The 17,325-nt window shown below is 61.6% G+C and carries 16 protein-coding genes; 7 read left to right on the top strand and 9 right to left on the bottom strand.

Going from position 1 to position 17,325, the window contains the following annotated elements; translation table 11 throughout:
* Positions 1-6: 6 nt before the first annotated feature.
* From LOY70_RS05065 to LOY70_RS05040, 6 genes are all read right to left on the bottom strand, one after another.
* A complete protein-coding gene (locus LOY70_RS05065) occupies positions 7-915 on the bottom strand; it encodes an ABC transporter permease (RefSeq protein WP_265033879.1) in 909 nt (302 codons plus the stop codon).
* Positions 915-1,952, bottom strand: a complete 1,038-nt coding sequence (locus LOY70_RS05060) for an ABC transporter permease (RefSeq protein ID WP_025211956.1) — start codon at positions 1,950-1,952, stop codon at positions 915-917. The genes LOY70_RS05065 and LOY70_RS05060 overlap by 1 nt, the downstream gene beginning before the upstream one ends.
* Positions 1,953-1,986: 34 nt before the next feature.
* Positions 1,987-3,609: an ABC transporter substrate-binding protein gene (locus LOY70_RS05055; RefSeq protein WP_265033877.1), complete on the bottom strand. Its 1,623-nt coding sequence runs from the start codon at positions 3,607-3,609 to the stop codon at positions 1,987-1,989.
* 71 nt (positions 3,610-3,680) lie between these two features.
* Positions 3,681-4,835: a mandelate racemase family protein gene (locus tag LOY70_RS05050; RefSeq protein ID WP_265033875.1), complete on the bottom strand. Its 1,155-nt coding sequence runs from the start codon at positions 4,833-4,835 to the stop codon at positions 3,681-3,683.
* A 534-nt stretch (positions 4,836-5,369) separates the two neighbouring features.
* Positions 5,370-5,597 (bottom strand): hypothetical protein, encoded by a 228-nt coding sequence (locus tag LOY70_RS05045; protein ID WP_123342683.1) that lies wholly within the window; start codon positions 5,595-5,597, stop codon positions 5,370-5,372.
* Positions 5,594-6,106 carry a type VI secretion system amidase effector protein Tae4 gene (locus LOY70_RS05040; protein WP_265033872.1) on the bottom strand — a complete coding sequence of 171 codons (513 nt, stop codon included), beginning with the start codon at positions 6,104-6,106 and terminating at the stop codon, positions 5,594-5,596. The genes LOY70_RS05045 and LOY70_RS05040 overlap by 4 nt, the downstream gene beginning before the upstream one ends.
* Before the next feature lie 178 nt (positions 6,107-6,284).
* Here LOY70_RS05040 and LOY70_RS05035 point away from each other — a divergent pair, with 178 nt between their 5' ends.
* A complete protein-coding gene (locus LOY70_RS05035; protein WP_265033870.1) occupies positions 6,285-7,280 on the top strand; it encodes a TRAP transporter substrate-binding protein in 996 nt (331 codons plus the stop codon).
* Between the two features lie 252 nt (positions 7,281-7,532).
* The gene (locus LOY70_RS05030; RefSeq protein WP_265033868.1) at positions 7,533-9,440 is read left to right on the top strand and encodes an alkaline phosphatase D family protein; all 1,908 of its coding nucleotides are present in this window, start codon (positions 7,533-7,535) and stop codon (positions 9,438-9,440) included.
* Between the two features lie 107 nt (positions 9,441-9,547).
* On the opposite strand, the gene LOY70_RS05025 is transcribed toward LOY70_RS05030, so the two are convergent.
* Together LOY70_RS05025 and LOY70_RS05020 are read right to left on the bottom strand one after the other, a co-directional pair.
* Complete coding sequence (locus LOY70_RS05025; RefSeq protein ID WP_265033866.1) at positions 9,548-10,288, bottom strand: OmpA family protein; 741 nt, start codon at positions 10,286-10,288, stop codon at positions 9,548-9,550.
* A gap of 139 nt (positions 10,289-10,427) precedes the next feature.
* Positions 10,428-10,880, bottom strand: coding sequence for a winged helix-turn-helix transcriptional regulator (locus tag LOY70_RS05020; RefSeq protein WP_265033864.1), 453 nt, complete (start codon positions 10,878-10,880; stop codon positions 10,428-10,430).
* Positions 10,881-10,983: 103 nt separating this feature from the next.
* Between LOY70_RS05020 and LOY70_RS05015 the strand changes: the two genes are divergently transcribed.
* Entirely contained in the window at positions 10,984-12,225 is a 1,242-nt protein-coding gene (locus tag LOY70_RS05015) for an MFS transporter (RefSeq protein ID WP_265033863.1), read from the top strand.
* Here the strand turns inward: LOY70_RS05015 and LOY70_RS05010 are convergent.
* A complete protein-coding gene (locus tag LOY70_RS05010; protein ID WP_265033861.1) occupies positions 12,191-13,366 on the bottom strand; it encodes an aspartate aminotransferase family protein in 1,176 nt (391 codons plus the stop codon). The two genes, LOY70_RS05015 and LOY70_RS05010, sit on opposite strands and share 35 nt — an antisense overlap.
* Before the next feature lie 98 nt (positions 13,367-13,464).
* On the opposite strand from LOY70_RS05010, the gene LOY70_RS05005 reads away from it, so the two are divergent.
* The 4 genes from LOY70_RS05005 to LOY70_RS04990 all read left to right on the top strand — a co-directional run bounded on the left by LOY70_RS05005 (position 13,465) and on the right by LOY70_RS04990 (position 17,205).
* Positions 13,465-14,382, top strand: coding sequence for a LysR family transcriptional regulator (locus LOY70_RS05005; protein WP_265033859.1), 918 nt, complete (start codon positions 13,465-13,467; stop codon positions 14,380-14,382).
* A 129-nt stretch (positions 14,383-14,511) separates the two neighbouring features.
* Positions 14,512-15,525, top strand: a complete 1,014-nt coding sequence (locus LOY70_RS05000; RefSeq protein WP_265033857.1) for a sensor domain-containing diguanylate cyclase — start codon at positions 14,512-14,514, stop codon at positions 15,523-15,525.
* 92 nt (positions 15,526-15,617) lie between these two features.
* The gene (locus LOY70_RS04995; RefSeq protein WP_265033855.1) at positions 15,618-16,361 is read left to right on the top strand and encodes a DUF72 domain-containing protein; all 744 of its coding nucleotides are present in this window, start codon (positions 15,618-15,620) and stop codon (positions 16,359-16,361) included.
* 139 nt (positions 16,362-16,500) lie between these two features.
* Complete coding sequence (locus tag LOY70_RS04990; protein WP_265033853.1) at positions 16,501-17,205, top strand: hypothetical protein; 705 nt, start codon at positions 16,501-16,503, stop codon at positions 17,203-17,205.
* The last annotated feature ends 120 nt before the right edge of the window (positions 17,206-17,325 follow it).

The following is a 17,325-nucleotide window of genomic DNA, read 5'->3' as shown; positions in this document are numbered from 1 at the left end:
TGTTCCTCAGGATTGGCTGCGTGGGTCGAGGACGTCGCGCAAGCCGTCGCCCAACAGGTTGAAGGCCAGGCTGACCAGCATGATCGCCGCACCGGGCGCCGCCACCAGCCACCAGCTTTCGAGCATGTAGCGCCGTCCGGTGGAGATCATCGCGCCCCACTCCGGCAGCGGTGCCTGGGCGCCCAAGCCGAGAAAGCCCAGGGCGGCAGCGGTGAGGATGATGCTCGCCATGTTCATGGTCAGGCGGATGATCACCGACGACAGGCACATCGGGATGATGTGACGCAGGATCACGCGGGTACTCGACGCGCCCTGCAGCTGCACCGCGACGACGAAGTCCGCGTTGCGCAGCGGCAACGTTTCGGCCCGCGCCAGACGCGCAATCGGCGGCCAGGCCGTCAGTGCGATGGCGATCACCGCATGCTCCAATCCCGGGCCGAGGGCGGCGATGAACGCCAGCGCCAACACCAGGCTGGGGAACGAGATGAAGATGTCGGTGATGCGCATGAACAGGCTATCGACCCAACCGCCGAAGTAACCGGAAACCGTGCCGACCAACAGACCGATGGGGCCGACAATCACCGTCACCAGCAAGACGATGTACAAGGTGATGCGCGAGCCATACACCAACCGGGCGAAGACATCACGGCCGTATTCGTCGGTGCCGAACCAGTGCGCGCCGCTGGGGGCCTGCAACGCCCCGGCGAGGTTTTGCAGCAATGGGTCGTGGCCGGCAATCCACGGGGCGAAGACCGCAACCAGCATCAGCGTCGAGACGACGACCAGGCCGGCGAAAGTCATCGGGTTGCGCAGCAAGAATCGCAGCAGGCGCACGGTGCTGGCGACCAGCGCTGCCGTACTCGAAGCGGGCAGCGCGGCACTGCCGGCGGCGCTGGAAGCAAGGGGCAGGTTCATTAGCGAGTCCTCGGGTCGAAGATCTTGTACAGCGCATCGCTGATCAGGTTCAGCGTCACGAAGATGAGGCCGATCAGCAGCACGCAGGCCATCACCGCATTCATGTCACCGAGCAGCAAACTGCTGGTCAGGTACTGACCGAAGCCCGGCCAGGCGAACACGGTTTCGATCAACACCGCACCTTCCAGCAGGCCGCCGTAGGCCAGCGCGACGATGGTCAACAGCTGCACACGGATGTTGCCGAAGGCATGCCCCCAGACGATGCGGCGCTGGGACAAGCCCTTGACCCGGGCGGTGATGATGTACTCCTGGGACAGTTGTTCGAGCATGAAACTGCGAGTCATGCGGCTGATGTAGGCCACCGAGTTGAAGCTAAGGATTACCGCCGGCAGCAGGATGTGCCGCAGTGCGCTGCGGAAGGCCTCCCAGTCGCCGGACCAGGCGGTATCGATCAGCAGCAGCCCTGTGTGTTTCGGGATCAGCCCGTCATAGGCCAGGCCGATGCGCCCGACGCCACCGGCCCAACCCAGCCAGGCGTAGAACACCAGGAAGGCCATCATGCCGATCCAGAAAATCGGTGTGGAGTAACCGAACAGCGTGATCAGCCGCGCGACATGGTCACCGGCACGCCCCTGATGCGTCGCGGCGTAGACACCCAGCGGCAAGCCCGCCAGCACGCCAAACAGAATGGCCAGGGTCGCCAGTTCCAACGTCGCCGGGAAGACCCGGGCGATGTCGGTGATGACCGGATTGCCGGTCAACAAGGCCATGCCGAAGTCTCCATGGAGCAGGTCGCCAAGGTAGATCGCGAACTGGGTCCACAACGGCTTGTCCAGGCCCAGCTCTTTGTACACCTGGGCGTAGGCCGAGGCGTCGGCGTCCGGGCCGACGATGGCAAGTACCGGATCCAGGGGCATCACTCGCCCGATGAAAAAGGTCAGTAGCAGCAACCCCAGCAGCGTCACCGCCACCGAGCCGCCGCGCCGGGTCGCCGAAGCGGCCCGGGTGGTCCAGATTGAAAAGGATGCAGTCGACATGTTCATTCCTGCCTTGGCCGTGCGGCCGTCGATTTCAGCGCTGCTTGTAGACGTCCCGAAGACGCGTGGTGGCGGCGGTGTGGCCGATGTAGTTGCGCACATCCGCGTGAATCACCACTTCGTCCACCATCTGGGAGACCGGCATGATTGCCCCGGCCTGTTGGTCGTAGAGGGTCTGGATCTGTGCGTAGATTTCGCGCTGGCGCCCGGGGTCACGCTCGCGCTCGGCCTGCTCGATCAACTGATTGAGCTGCGGATCGAAGAACGAGGTGCGCCAGCCCTGGAAGTTGCTCAACTTGGCTTCGGTGCGGTTGTCCGGGTTGTACACCAGGGCGCGCAGGCTCGAATGGGGATGCCGTTCCGCCCCGCCACCCCCGCGCCCGACGAGGATGTCGAATTGACGGTCGCGCATCGCCCCGTAGATCTGGTTGCCGGTGCCGGTGATGATCGTCGCCTGGATACCCGCCTGGGCCAGCGTCGCTTGCAGGCTGGTGGCGATGTTGATGAACGGCGGATCGGTCAGCGAACGGATAGTCACTTTGAAGCCATCGGCATGACCGGCCGCCGCCAACAGACGCTTGGCCTCGGCCACGTCCAGGCGATAGCCCGGGTCTTCCAGGCGTGCTGGCAGCCCCAACTGCAAGGGCCGCTGATTGATCACGCCGTAGTGCGGCATCACCACATCATTGATGCCCTGGTAGTCGATCAGCAGGCGGATGGCCTGGCGCACGCGGATGTCCTGGAACAATGGCTGCTGCATGCTCATCGCCACGTAGTACAGCGTGCCCCGGGCGATGCTCTGGATGCGCACCTCATCGACCGTGCCCAAGGCCTTGATGTCGGTGGCCGCCATGCCCCGGGCGACGTCCAGGTCACCGCGCTCGACCATCAGGCGCAGGGCCTGGGACTCGGTCATGTTGCGCATGATCACCCGGCGCAACTTCGGGGCGCCGCGCCAATAGTCGTCATTGCGACTCATCAGGATCACGTCGTTGGCGCGCCAGATGTCGAGCTTGAACGCGCCGGAGCCGGCCGTGTGCGTGGCCAGCCAGGCCGCACCCTGGTCGTCGCCGACCTGATGCTGCAAGGCGACCGAGCGATCGATGATGAAAGCACTGGGAGAGGTGGCCAGGGTGTTGAGCACCAGCATCGGGTCAGTGACGCGTGGCAACTCCATGACAAAGGTGTGCGGCCCTTCGGCGCGCATCAGTTTGACGACGTTATCGGCGGTGAAACCGTAGGCTTTCCAGGTGGAAGCCAGGGCGCGGTTGAGGGTGACCACCCGCTGCAACGACCAGGCGACATCTTGCGCGGTAAGCGGCGCACCGGAGTGAAAACGCACGTCATCGCGCAACTGGAAGGTCAGGCGCATGCGGTCGGGGCTGATCTCCCAGGTTTTCGCCAGGGCCGGAATCAGCGTGTCCGGCTGCGCCGCGTCCTGCTCCAGGAGCATGTCGTAGACGTTGGCGTTGACTTCGGCGACCTCCAGGCCCGTCGCCGCGGCGGGGTCCAGGGACAGCAGGTTGATCATGCTCATGCCCACCACCAATTGGTCGGGGGGCGTTTCGCCTTGGGCCAGGCTGACGGGCACCTGCACTGCGCACAGGGCCACGGTGACACACAGCAGCCTGGTCAGGCGCTTGGGCCAGAGATTCATGGTTCAGTCCTTTCTTATATTTATAAAGACTTGTCGCCCGGGCCGCTATGGGCCTGGGACGTGGCGCACGATCAATGTCGGGAGAAGGTGTTGGCCTCGATATACGCGAAGTTGATGTCCTCGCCCAACCCCGGTCGATCGGACAGGTGTACAAAACCGTCGGCGTCCATGGGGTCGACGATGCTGTTGAGGTGCGCCGGGACTTCTTCATAGTCGAGGAACGGGTGCAGCAAGCCGCGCTCGTACCAGCGGCAGTTGCTGATGGCACCGACCACTGCCAGGTTCGCCGCGCCATTGCCGTGTACTTCGCAGTCCATGCCGAACGACTCGGCCAGGTGCGCCACCTTCAGGCACGGCCCGATGCCACCGACCCCGGCCACGCCCGCGCGCAGGATGTCACAGGACTTCTGGGTGACCCAACTGGCGCGGCTGTGGAACTTGCCGGCGATGCTCTCCGGGCCCAGCACCGGGATGTCCAGGTTGGCCGCCAGCCAGGCATAGGACTCCGCCGAGTCTTCCATCATCGGCTCTTCGAACCAGGCGAAATTCAGCTTTTGCAGGGCCTTGCCAATGGTCAGCGCATCCATGCGGCTGTACCAGTGATAACCGTCGAGCATCAGCGCGATGTCCGGTCCCACTGCTTCACGCACAGCGGCGCAGGCCTGGATGTCCATTTGTGGATTCGGGGCGAAGGATATCGGCGGCATCCAGGTGTGCAACTTGATGGCCTTGTAGCCGCGCTGGACCAGTTTTTCGGCGAACTGGGCGTACTCATCCGGCGTGGACAGACCGCCCGGCAGATCGTCACCGCACATTGTGGAACCGTAGGCCGGGACCTTATCGCGATAACCACCAATCAGCTTGTGCACGGGCAACTGGAGCTTGCGCCCGGCCAAGTCCCACAAGGCTTGCTCCACCAGCGCCAACGCCCGGTCGGTGAACTGTCCGGCACTGCCGCGCTGCCAGTGCGCCAGGTCTTGCCAGATGCTTTCGCGATCCATCGGGTCGCGGCCAATCAGCACCTTGCGCACGAAGGACTCGATGATGTGCGGACGAATCAACTCAGGCGGACCAAAGGCATAACCCTCGCTGCCATCGTCGCAGCCGATGCGCAGCAAGGCCATCTTGATCATGACCTCATCGCCTGGATGGGCATGGCCGGCACTGTCCTGAGCGCGGCGCGAAGGGGTGGAAAAGACTTCGACGTGAACGCCTGTGATTCTCATAGGGGAGGAGCACCAAGTTGTTATTGTTTATTTGTATGTCGTCATACAACGTAGCGGATTATTCTGACGTTCACGGCGAGCTGTCAACCCTGAAATTCAATAAAATGTGCGCTTCAATGAGACCCTCTTGAAAGAAGAGGTTATTTTTTCGTGAAGAATCTTCAAATGTCGTCATACCACGAGACACAAAAAGGGGGGCCACTTACCACGGGAGGGGATGATGACTTGAAGGCTAAAAAGATAGCGCTGAGGGCTGGAAAACCCTGTGGGGGCGAGCTTGCTCGCGATTGCGGTGTGCCTGGGCGGCGAGGTTGAATGGGCCGCCGTCATCGCGAGCAAGCTCGCCCCCACAGGGGATTTATAGCGGGCACAGAGTCTGTGCCCGCTATAAAAAAGCAGGTCAGGAGGTGGTTGGAAATCACCTGGGGAATTTCGCCGATGTGGGTCTTGCCGGTGAGCTCGAATTTCCCTTTGCCCAGGGAAGATGACCCCTGGGCTCCCCCGCCACAGGTTTCTACAACGCTGTGGCCGCTGCTAAATTCGGGGGTTGCGCCGGCGATTCCAGAGGACGCCGACCACCGCCGCGATGATCACCACCCCGACATTGCCGAACAACCAGATTGCAAAGTTACGGCTCTGGTCCGCCTCACTTTCGTAGAACGGTCCAAAGTAGTTGCCAACCGCCACGAACACCAGATTGAACGCCCCAACGGCCAGGGCAATGATCAGGAGGACAAACAACGCTCCCTTGATGAAGTTCATATGACCCTCCAGAACCATATGTCCTTGGAGTCATGGAAATCCGAGAACGTACCTTCGATCGAAAAACCCATTTGTATGCGCACGTAACTCATCCAATCCGTCAGGCGCCGGCCATTCCACAAGTCGATATGATCACCACTGCGACCCGCGGTGGTCTCATTTGCTCGACGCCAGAAGTCCTTGAAAAAAATAACGCCCTGCTGCCCCTTCAGGGCGTCTTCGAAGTCTGCACTTTTGACTGTCTTCATAGGCTGCAAGCCAGGAATCCTGGCGCGGGTCAATGCGTTGGCAAGCTCTTCAGCGGCCAATATGTGCCCTTCGCTTCTGGGATGCTGCCAACAATGGCGCACACTTTTGAGCTGGCCCATGTCGGCACCGGCGCGGCGCAGGGCTACGCCGAGGTTGATCGCACATTGGTCGCTGAAGTTTTTTTTGCCTTTGTCTCTGCAGGGCGCGGCGTCGCCGTATATCTGCGGATGGCTGTTCCATAATTTATCGAATGTAAACATCCTGCGCCCTTCCCTAGGTTCTCAATTCTGACGGCCTAGCCTAGCAGATGCCCGGGGGCCTCTCTTGGATAGGCATCCTGCAGTCGGCGTTTTTTCTCCTAGACTTGCCGTTGTCCGCTGTACGCCGGGTTTTGAATGAGCCCGTACGATAAAGACAAATAAAAAAGGGAAACCCGCAATGCTCAAGCCAGTATGGAAAACGCTCCTCTGCACCCTCGCCCTCAGTGCAGGGGCCAACGCGATGGCGGCTGAACCGATAGTGATCAAGTTTTCCCATGTGGTGGGTGAACAAACGCCCAAGGGCCAGGGCGCGTTGATGTTCAAGAAGCTGACGGAAGAACGGTTGCCGGGCAAGGTGAAGGTCGAGGTGTATCCCAACTCCACACTGTATGGCGATGACAAGGAGATGGAGGCGTTGCTCCTGGGGGAGGTGCAGATCATTGCGCGGTCGCTGGCCAAGTTCGAGCAATACACCAAGTCGGTGCAGTTGTTCGATTTGCCGTTTTTGTTTGACGACATCACCGCCGTGGACCGCTTCCAGCAGAGCCCCGAGGGCCAGAAGCTGCTCAAGTCCATGGAAAGCAAGAACGTGACCGGCCTGGCCTATTGGCACAACGGCATGAAGCAGCTGTCGGCCAACAAGCCCCTGCGTATGCCCGAGGATGCCCGAGGCCTGACGTTCCGGATACAGACCTCCGCGGTGCTGGAGGAACAGTTCAAGATGGTGAACGCCAAGGCACAACCGATGATCTTCTCGGTGGTGTACCAGGGGTTGCGCACCGGGCTGGTCAACGGCACGGAAAACACTTACTCGAACTTCTATAACCAGAAGCTCAATGAAGTGCAGAAATACGTCACCGAGTCCAACCACGGCATCCTCGACTACATGCTGATCACCACCTCGGACTTCTGGAACGGCCTGCCACCGGATATCCGCGCTGAACTGGACAAGATCGTGGTCGAGTCCACCGCCCATGCGAACAAGGAAGCGGAACGGTTCAACCAGCTGGACAAGCAGCATGTCGTGGATGCCAAGACCACCGAAATCATTACCCTCACGCCGCAAGAGCGCAGCGCATGGCGCGACAAGATGAAGCCCGTGTGGGCGAAGTTTGAAAAGGAAATCGGGCCGGATTTGATCAGGGCGGCCGAGGCTTCCAACAACACCCAGTGATACAGCTACTCGAACAGGTGTCAGCCATTGTCCTGTGGCGAGGGGATTTATCCCCGCTGGGGTGCGAAGCGCCCCTAAAACCTGACACTACGGTGTGCCTGGTTAATTGTTGGGGGCTGCTGCGCAGCCCAGCGGGGATAAATCCCCTCGCCACAAAGGCGGGCTCACCGCGCCTCAATCTCAACCCTCCCCAGCGACGAAGCACATTGCGTTATGATCCCCGCCTCTTCCTGAACCGGGCCTTTTCCGCCAATGCTGTCGTCCACCCCACACATCCCTACCCTACCTCCCGTTCTCGTCGGCCCGTTGTTGCGGCGGCTGGAGCCCTCGCGGCTGGTGATGTGGCTGGTGGGTACGCGACCGTTGGCGTTGACGCTGCGTGTGGACGGCGTGGGCGATCTTGGGCTGGATGCGTCGCGCTGCACGGTGGTGCCGGTGGGGCAGCAGGCTTTCGTGCATCTGATCGATGTGCGCCTCGACAACCCGCTGCCCCAGGACATCGCGATTGACTATGACCTGCTGGTGGACGGCGCCCCCATCGCCGAATGGGCGCCGCATTTGCTGTATGGCGAGGCCCAGTGTCCGAACTTCATGCTGCATTCACGCATCGAGCAGTTGGTCCACGGTTCTTGCCGCAAACCCCATTACCCGACCCACGACGGCTTGCTTTGCGTAGACCGGTTGTTGGCCCAGGCGCCGACGCAACGGCCAGCGCTGTTGATGATGAGCGGCGACCAGGTCTACGCCGATGACGTCGCCGGGCCGATGTTGCGGGCGATTCATGCGCTGATCGAGCGACTGGGGTTGTTCGAGGAATGCCTGGAGGGTGCGGTGGTGGAGGACAGCGCCAAGCTCTATCAACACCCGGCCAGTTACTACCATCGCGCTGATTTATTACCCGCGCTTGAGAGCAACGAAACCCTGCGCGAGCGATTTTTCGGCGGGGCGCGTAAGCCGATTTTCACCAGCAGCAGCGCCGACAATCACTTGGTGACCTTCGCTGAAGTCATGGCGATGTACCTGTTGGTATGGTCCCCGGTGCCGTGGACGCTGGTCGCCCCGCAACCACCCGAGTTGACCGCCGAGCGGCGCCAGCGCTACGACCTGGAACAACAACGCATCGAGGGATTCAAGGCCGGACTGGACGGCGTGGCGCGGGTGTTCGCGCACCTGTCGTGCCTGATGATTTTCGACGATCACGATATTACCGATGACTGGAACCTGTCCGCGCAGTGGGAAGAAACGGCCTACGGCCATCCGTTCTCCAAACGCATCATCGGCAATGCGTTGATCGCCTACATGCTCTGCCAGGGCTGGGGCAATAACCCCGATGCCTTTGCCGACGTGGTCAAGCAAACCGTGGCCTTGGGCGACACCGCCCGGGACCGCTACCTCGACAGCGGCCCCCAGGACCAACTGATCGACACGCTGCTGGCTTTCCAGCAATGGCATTACGTGCTGCCGAGCACGCCGGCCCTGGTGGTACTCGATACCCGCACCCGACGCTGGCGCAGCGAGAACAACCTCAAGCAGCCTTCCGGCCTGCTGGATTGGGAAGCCCTGAGCGAGTTGCAACAAGAGTTGCTGGATCACCCTTCGGCGATCATCGTTTCACCGGCGCCGATCTTCGGTGTCAAGCTGATCGAAACCGTGCAGCGGGTGTTCAGTTGGTGCGGTTTTCCACTGCTGGTGGACGCGGAAAACTGGATGGCCCATCGCGGCGCGGCCCAAGTCATCCTGAACATTTTCCGACACTCGCGCACACCCGGTAATTACGTGGTGCTGTCGGGCGATGTGCATTATTCCTTCGTCTACGAGGTGTTGATCCCACACCGCAAGGGCGGCCCACGCATCTGGCAGATCACCAGCAGCGGCATCAAGAATGAATTCCCACCGGCGCTGCTGGAATGGTTCGACCGCTTGAACCGTTGGCTCTATTCACCGCGCTCGCCCCTGAACTGGTTAACCAAGCGCCGCAGCATGCGCATCGTCCCCCACACCCCGGAACACGCCGAGGCTGGGGAACGGCTGTGGAACTCAGCGGGGATCGGCCAGGTGTTCTTCAATGACAAGGGCCAACCCGCGCAGATCTACCAGCACAACGCCAACGGCAAGCCACCGACACAGATGCTGCCGCCAGAATCGCCCCCGGCCTGGTAGCCACGGTCGCGAGAGATGAGCTTGCTCCCTCGCCAGAGGAGTTGGCGACAGCCACAAAAAACGGGGGCCATGTTGCCATGGCCCCCGTTCCATTTACCTTTCTGCGATCACGGGTACTGCTGGTAAGTCTGCCCCTGCTGCTGCTGCGGCGCCCCCTGATATTGCTGGCCGGGAATCGCCTTGAGGTTGACCTCGACACGACGGTTCTGCGCACGACCATTGACGTCGGCGTTGCTGGCCACCGGATTGTCCGGGCCGGCGCCACGGGCCGACAGGTTGGCGCCGCTCACGCCTTGGGACGTCAGGTAGGTCGCCACGCTCTGGGCACGACGCTGGGACAGGTCCATGTTGTGCTGGCGGCTGCCGGTGCTGTCGGTGTAACCGACGATCTCGATCTGGTTCTGGTTGAACTCCTTGAGGGAGTTGGCCAGGTTATTCAGCGGCTGGTAGAAGCTGGACGCAATGTTGGCCGAATCGGTGGCAAAAGTGATGTTGCCCGGCATGATCAGTTTGATCTGGTCGCCCTGGCGCTGCACTTCAACGCCGGTATTGGCCATGCTGGCGCGCAGTTTCTTTTCCTGCTGGTCGGCGTAGTAGCCGTAGCCGGCCGCGGAAGCGCCCACGACGGCGGCGCCGATCAACGCGCCCTTGCCACGGTTATCGTGACCGATGGCCGCACCGGCCAACGCACCGGCCAATGCCCCGAGGCCGCCGTACTTGGCGGTCTTGCTCATGCCTGAAGAATCCGTGGAAGCCTGGCCCTGATTGTCATAGGGATTAGGCGACGCGCAGCCGGACAACAGGGCCACAGCGGTAGCGACAACGATCAAGCGACGCGAGGTGAACATGGACAAGCTCCTGGTTTTCTGTCTGAAGTGCCAGGGCGTAGGCAATCGACTCTGGCTGGCGTTGGAACGCGACAAAGATTAAAAATTCCGCCCGCTGCGCTGCGTTTACCTAGAACTTACACATCACAAACCGGAGCGCTCAGGGTTTGGTCACCCGGCGGCGGTGACAGTCACCTGGCTCGAGTTTCTTGCCATCGGCAGAGCGCACCTCAAGCGGCGCTACCGGTTCATCATGCGCCTTGTCCAGCAACACCGAGTGAGTTTCTCCAGCACTGAACAAATGCCGTTCGCCCCACTGGCGCAGCGAAACCACGATGGGAAACACCTCGCGGCCCTTCTGCGTCAACGCGTACTCCTTGTAAGCGCTGCCATCGGAGGCGGGCCGGGTCTCGAACACCCCCACTTCCACCAGCGCCTTGAGGCGTGAGGCGAGGATGTTCTTCGCCAACCCGAGGTTCTTCTGGAATTCACTGAACCTGCGCACATCGTCAAAGGCGTCGCGAATGATCAGCAACGACCAGCGATCGCCAATGACTTCAACCGCTCGGCCCACGGGGCACTCATGGCTGCCCGGCGATGCTTGCTGTGTCATCCCGCTCTCCTTGATTGAAAAAACTGGTTGCAGATTAAAACCGGGAACGCTAGAAATCAAATAACCGGTTTCAAAACAAAACCTGATTGTTCAAGGATGGCCCATGATTTCGGAAACCCAATCCAACGAATCCGTTGCGCGTTCGTCCCGGACGCACGCTCCCAGGCTCAGCCGCTCGTTGACGCTATTGTTTTCCGTCACCTGCGCATTTGCCGTGGCGAACGTCTATTTTGTCCAACCCCTGCTCGACGCCATCGCTGAAAGCCTGCACGTTGCCCCCGGCCTGGCCGGTGTCGTGGTGACCGCTACCCAGGTGGGCTACGCCGTGGGCCTGGTGTTCATCGTGGCATTGGGGGATCTGCTCGATCGCAAGCGCCTGATGCTCAGCCAGACCCTGCTGTCAGCCGTGGCACTCGCTGTCGCAGGGGGTGCCGGACAGTGGCCGGTGTTGCTGGGCGCGATGGTCATGGTGGGGATGATGGCGGTACTGGTGCAGGTCATTGTCGCCTACACCGCCGCCCTCGCCTCACCACAACAACGGGGGCAAGCGGTGGGAGCGGTGACCAGCGGCGTGGTGCTGGGTATCCTGTTGGCCCGACTGGTATCGGGAATCATCGCCGACCTGGCTGGCTGGCGCGCCGTGTTCTTCGTTGCCGCGGGACTGATGGTGACCCTGGCTGTCGTGCTCGCCAAGACAGTGCCTTCGACCAGCACACCCCGGTCCGGCATGTCTTATCCGAGGCTGATCGGGTCGCTTTTCAAATTGTTCGTCACGGAGCGCACCTTGAGGACCCGGGGCGTCCTGGCCTTGCTGATCTTCGCCGCGTTCAGCGTGTTGTGGACGGCAATGGTGTTGCCGCTCAGTGCACCGCCCCTGTCGCTGTCCCATACCCAGATCGGCCTGTTCGGCCTGGCAGGCGTGGCCGGGGCGCTGGCCGCCTCAAGGGCCGGACGCTGGGCCGATCGAGGATGGGGGCAGCGCACCACCGGCATCGCGTTGGCATTGTTGACGCTGTCGTGGCTGCCCACGGCGTTCGCCCAGACCTCATTACTGGCGTTGATTGTCGGGGTGATTGCCCTGGATTTCGCCGTGCAAGCCGTGCACGTCACCAACCAGAGCCTCATTTTCGCTGCCCGCCCTGATGCGCAGAGCCGCCTGGTGGGCGCGTACATGTGCTTCTATTCCATCGGCAGCGCCTTGGGAGCCGGCGCCGCGACCCAGGTTTATGCACAGTGGGGTTGGGTCGCGGTGTGCCTGTTGGGTGCGTCGATCAGCGCGACCGCCCTGGCCTGGTGGGCCTGGACCGACCTTATCCCCGCGCGAGGCTGCGGCTCACCCCCCTGACGATCATCTCCACTTCCCGCCCGTCAATCGTCAGCGGTGGCAGCAGGCGGATGGTCTTGCCCCGGGTGACGTTGATCAGCAAGCCATGATCCCGGGCGGCGCAGAGGGTCAGGTCGCGGACCGGTTGCTTGAGTTCGATGCCGATCATCAAGCCTTGGCCGCGAATAGCCAGCACGTTCGGGTTATCCGCCAGTTCGGCGCGCAACTGCGTAAGCAACTGTTCGCCCTGACGCCGGGCGTTGTCCAGCAAGCCTTGCTCTTCGATGATATCCAGCACCGTGCAGCCGACCCGGCAGGCCAGCGGATTGCCGCCGAACGTGCTGCCATGGCTGCCGGGGGTAAACAGCTCGGCGGCCTTGCCCCGGGCCAGGCACGCGCCGATAGGCACGCCGTTGCCCAGGCCTTTGGCGAGGGTCATGACGTCCGGCACGATGCCTTCGTGCTGGAACGCAAACCACTGACCGGTGCGACCGATGCCGGTCTGGATTTCATCGAGCATCAGCAGCCAGGCGCGCCGGCTGCACAGTTGACGCAAGGCCTTGAGATAGCCGGGCGGGGCGAGTTGCACACCGCTTTCACCCTGGATCGGTTCCACCAGTACCGCGACGATGCGCTGCCCATGGGCCTGCTGGATCGCTTCCAATGCGGCGAGATCGCCGAACGGCACCTTGATGAAATCCCCAGGCAACCGATTGAAACCCAGCCGCACCGCCGGACCATCGCTGGCCGACAACGTGCCCAATGTGCGCCCGTGAAACGCGTTCTCCATGACCACCACCAAAGGCTGCTCGATGCCCTTGTGCCAGCCATAGAGACGCGCCAGTTTCAGCGCGGTTTCGTTGGCTTCGGCGCCAGAGTTATTGAAAAACACCCGCTCCAGCCCGGACAGCTGCGTGAGCTTTTCCGCCAGCCGCCGCTGCCAATCGATGCTGTACAGGTTGGACGTATGCAGCAGCAGGCCGGCCTGTTCGCTGATGGCCGCGACCAGCCGAGGATGGGAATGACCGACATTGGTCACCGCCACGCCCGCCACCGCATCGAGGTATTCGCGACCGTCCTGGTCCCACAGGCGCGTACCCAGGCCACGGGTGAAATTCAGTGCCAGGGGTTGGTAAGTGGTCATCAGGCAGGCGGCGGTCATGGCATCAAGCTCCATCGGGTGGTTTTTTCCAGTATGGTTAGCCACTTGTGCTGGATAAACGCTGCTTTACTTCAATCATTTAAAAGCTGAGCTTGATAATGGACCTGTTCCAGGCAATGACCGTTTACGTGAAGGTGGTAGAAACCGGCAGCCTGACAGCGGCGGCCCAGGCGTGCGAAATGTCCACGACCATGGTGGGCAATCATCTTCGTGCATTGGAGCAACGCCTCGGCGTGCGCTTGATAAACCGTACGACCCGACGTCAGCGCCTGACTGAATTCGGCTCGGTCTACTATCAGCGCTGCTCAGAAGTGCTGGGGCTGGTGGTCGACTCCGAACGCCTGGCCGAACAGACCCAGGGCGAGCCCACCGGCATCTTGCGCATCACCGCGCCGCTGACCATCGGCACTGAACGCCTCGCGCCGGCCCTGGCCGAATTCAGCCAGCGTCATCCACAGGTCAAGCTCGACGTCGTGCTGACCAACCAACGCCTGGACCTGCTCGAGCACGGCTTCGACGTCGCCATCCGCCTGGGTCATCCAGACCCAAAATGGATCGCCCGTCCCTTGATGGACTACACCCTGACCATCTGCGCCTCGCCGACCTACCTGGCCCGGCGAGGCACACCGGAAAAACCCGTCGACCTCCAACAGCATGACTGCCTGTCATTCGCCTATCCTGCGGGCGACGAGTGGCGGTTCGCCCAGGATCATTGGCCCATCAACGGCCCGGATGGCGAAATCAAAGTGCCGGTGAGCGGGCCAATGCTGATCAACAGCTCTTCGGGCCTGCACCGCGCCGCCCTGGCCGGCATGGGCGTGGTGATGCTGCCCGACGCGCTGGTGGAGCAGGACCTGAAGGATGGAGCGTTGGTAGCGCTGCTGCAGGATTATCAACTGCCCCATCGACCGATGAGCCTAATGTACGCCCAAGATCGCTACCGATTGCCGAAACTGCGCAGTTTTGTCGAGTTTGCGTTGCAGAAATGGGGGAAACCTCAGTTCGCAGCCCAATGATGTTGACGGCTCGACACAAAGGACTGGCCCACGGCCGGCCACCAGCACCGCTAGTGGCCCCGCGCGCCATCGGCTACTCTTCAGGCCTGGGACGAGCATTTTGATGTCAAGGCTGATGGGGAAACGACGATGGGAGACGCCTCGAACATCGATAGGCCGCGGTTCGATCTGTCCGATCTGGATGAAGACGTACTGCACACCATTCTGGAACTGGTCAGCGACGGCATCTGGGACTGGAACGCCAACACCGGGTTCGTCTACCGCAACCCCGGCTGGTACACGATGCTCGGCTACTTGCCCCATTCATTGACTAACACCGTGCTGACCTGGGAAAGCGTGATCCACCCCGAGGACTATCCACGGGTCATGGCCTTGTTCGACGGCTACCTGGAAGAACGAACCCACCGCTACCAGGCCGAATACCGCTGCCGCACGCAGGACGGTTCCTACATCTGGATCGAAGATCGCGGTTACATCATCGCCCGCAATCCTGACGGCACGGTGGCTCGCATGATCGGCGCCCATCGCAGCATCGACGACAAGAAGCGCCTGTTCGAACAACTGGAGCGGCGCAACCAGTCCCTGGAAGCCGTCATCGAAGAGCGCACCCGCGAACTGTCCCGGGTCAATCAACAGCTACAGATCCAGCTCGACGAAAACCGCAGGCTCGCCGAAACCGATGCCCTGACCCTGGTCGCCAATCGCTATCGCCTTGAACAGGCGCTGCCACTGGCCTGCGAGCGCACCCAGCGCTTTCGCGAGCCTTTGTCACTGATCGCCATGGACGTCGACGACTTCAAGGACATCAACGACCGTTACGGCCATGCGTTCGGCGACGCGGCGCTGGTGCAAGTGGTGCAGGCCGTTAAACGCTGCGAGCGCGACGGCGATTTGCTGGTGCGCTGGGGCGGTGATGAATTCATCATGATTTTGCCCAACACCTCACTGGCCGACGCCTGCCTGATGGCCGAAACCATTCGCCGCGGACTGTCCGACCTGCTGCCGGTGGGGGATTTTCAGATCACCATGAGTTTCGGTGTGGTGCAGCGCTTCGACGATGAGCAGCAGGCGGCGCTGCTGGACCGGGCGGACCAGGCGCTGTATCGCTCCAAGATGGCGGGCAAGAATGTGATCTGCAAATGAGCCTGGCCCGGCACACCGGCAAAAAAATGAATGCATCTTTGCGGCGTCTACGGCGGTCATAGGTTGTAACGCTTGCAATCAGGTGCTTGCCCTTGTCGACTCGATCCCCCTCTCCTCCCAATCTTTACCTGGGTTGCGCCGGCTGGTCATTGCCCCGGGAGCATTGGCCGTCGTTTCCCGCTGAAGGTACTCATCTGCAACGCTACAGCGCTCGCTTCCCGGCCGTGGAGATCAACAGTTCGTTCTACCGCCCACACCGCCCCGCCACCTATGCAAAGTGGGCAGAGAGCGTCACCCCGGACTTCCGGTTCTCGGTCAAGGTGCCGAAGCAGATCACCCATGAGCGACGTCTGTTCGATTGCGCAGGACTTGTGGATGAGTTTCTCGGGCAATGCTCGCAGCTAGGGGAAAAGCTGGGCTGCCTGTTGATCCAGCTTCCGCCATCGCTTGCCTTCGACGCCAGGTTGGCCGAGGCATTCTTCACTGCCTTGCGTGACCGTTATCAAGGCCTCGCGGTGCTTGAGCCCCGGCATCCGAGTTGGCTTGCGCCATCCGTCGCGGCGCTGCTGGATGAGCAACACATCGGCCGTGTCGCCGCCGATCCGTCGCCGCTGCCCGGCTGCGACCTGCCAGCTGGCTGGCCCGGTGTTCGTTATTACCGGTTGCACGGGTCACCGCGAATCTACTACTCCCACTATGAAGATGCCTGGCTAGAGCAGCTCGCCCGGCAGTTGAAGACCGAGCCAAACACACCGACCTGGTGCATCTTCGACAACACGGCCAGTGGCGCCGCGATCCCCAATGCATTGCGCTTGAACGATCTGATGCGCGGCTGAACCCCGCGACCGGCAACAAATGCCGACCTGTCGCCGGTTCAACCGTGACAACGCCGCTCGCGTCCAATAGATTAGGCGACCAGAAAAAAGCGCTATGCCTTTCTCGCCTCATCCCGCTAACAGAAGTAGTGAAATTTCAATGTCCGATTCCAACACCGCTGAATCCGTAGTCACCCTGTCGTCCAAAGCGGAATACGAAAACTCCATCAATCTTTCACAGCATCTGCCCCTGGCCAAAAACATCAGTGAGATGGTCCTCGATGCGTTCCAGTCGAACCGCGAAAGCGACCAGATCCGCGAGCTGCGCAATGCTATCCGCCAGGCCCACGATGCCTTCGACGACGACAAGGCCTACGAACTGATGGGCCAGCTCAAGCAGCTCAAGGACGCCGAAGCCGCCGATTTCGCGGCCCTGGAAGACCTGAGCAGCCGCTTCCCGATCAGCCGCATCCTCTCCAGCTACAAGGACGACCCATCGTTTCAGGAACTGGTCTACGGCCTGGCCCTGAAAGTGTTGAACCAGACCCACCAGGCCATCAGCAACCCGAGCGGCAGCAAAGGCAAAGCCTCGCGGGCCAAGAAGGAAGCGGAAGTGTTTGTCATCAGCAAGGACGGCATCAGCGTCACCCTGCCCTTGCGCACGCCGCGCTCCAAGCCGAACGTCGACCGCGAGGCCTTCGAGTTCCTGGGTTTCAGCTTTGTCGGCGAAGGCGAAGAAGCCGAGCTGGAAAACGAAACCTTCCTGGACAACGACGGCACCGAACAACAGGCCACCCGCAAAAGCATCGTCACTGCGTTGCAACAGCAGAAGGCATTCGACGGCTACAGCATCGCCCAGCAATAAGCCTCACCCGAGGCCGCTGTGGGAGCGAGCTTGCTCGCGATGAAGCCGTCCAGCACTCATGCAGGCTGAACCACCGCTATCGCGAGCAAGCTCGCTCCCACAGGAACATCGACAGCCCGG

Source organism: Pseudomonas sp. B21-054, from assembly GCF_026016345.1.
GTDB lineage: Bacteria > Pseudomonadota > Gammaproteobacteria > Pseudomonadales > Pseudomonadaceae > Aquipseudomonas.
The sequence above is the reverse complement of the archived record's forward strand: the minus strand, read 5'-3'. Positions and strand labels throughout refer to the sequence as shown.

Bases quoted from the DNA above. Each gene is read 5' to 3' on its own strand.
- LOY70_RS05030 (WP_265033868.1), top strand. From the start codon at position 7,533: ATGCTGTCGTCCACCCCACACATCCCTACCCTACCTCCCGTTCTCGTC.
- LOY70_RS05010 (WP_265033861.1), bottom strand. From the start codon at position 13,366: ATGACCGCCGCCTGCCTGATGACCACTTACCAACCCCTGGCACTGAAT.
- LOY70_RS05045 (WP_123342683.1), bottom strand. From the start codon at position 5,597: ATGAACTTCATCAAGGGAGCGTTGTTTGTCCTCCTGATCATTGCCCTG.
- LOY70_RS05005 (WP_265033859.1), top strand. From the start codon at position 13,465: ATGGACCTGTTCCAGGCAATGACCGTTTACGTGAAGGTGGTAGAAACC.
- LOY70_RS05055 (WP_265033877.1), bottom strand. From the start codon at position 3,609: ATGAATCTCTGGCCCAAGCGCCTGACCAGGCTGCTGTGTGTCACCGTG.
- LOY70_RS05020 (WP_265033864.1), bottom strand. From the start codon at position 10,880: ATGACACAGCAAGCATCGCCGGGCAGCCATGAGTGCCCCGTGGGCCGA.
- LOY70_RS05065 (WP_265033879.1), bottom strand. From the start codon at position 915: ATGAACCTGCCCCTTGCTTCCAGCGCCGCCGGCAGTGCCGCGCTGCCC.
- LOY70_RS05000 (WP_265033857.1), top strand. From the start codon at position 14,512: ATGGGAGACGCCTCGAACATCGATAGGCCGCGGTTCGATCTGTCCGAT.
- LOY70_RS05035 (WP_265033870.1), top strand. From the start codon at position 6,285: ATGCTCAAGCCAGTATGGAAAACGCTCCTCTGCACCCTCGCCCTCAGT.
- LOY70_RS04990 (WP_265033853.1), top strand. From the start codon at position 16,501: ATGTCCGATTCCAACACCGCTGAATCCGTAGTCACCCTGTCGTCCAAA.
- LOY70_RS05050 (WP_265033875.1), bottom strand. From the start codon at position 4,835: ATGAGAATCACAGGCGTTCACGTCGAAGTCTTTTCCACCCCTTCGCGC.
- LOY70_RS05040 (WP_265033872.1), bottom strand. From the start codon at position 6,106: ATGTTTACATTCGATAAATTATGGAACAGCCATCCGCAGATATACGGC.
- LOY70_RS05060 (WP_025211956.1), bottom strand. From the start codon at position 1,952: ATGTCGACTGCATCCTTTTCAATCTGGACCACCCGGGCCGCTTCGGCG.
- LOY70_RS05015 (WP_265033863.1), top strand. From the start codon at position 10,984: ATGATTTCGGAAACCCAATCCAACGAATCCGTTGCGCGTTCGTCCCGG.
- LOY70_RS05025 (WP_265033866.1), bottom strand. From the start codon at position 10,288: ATGTTCACCTCGCGTCGCTTGATCGTTGTCGCTACCGCTGTGGCCCTG.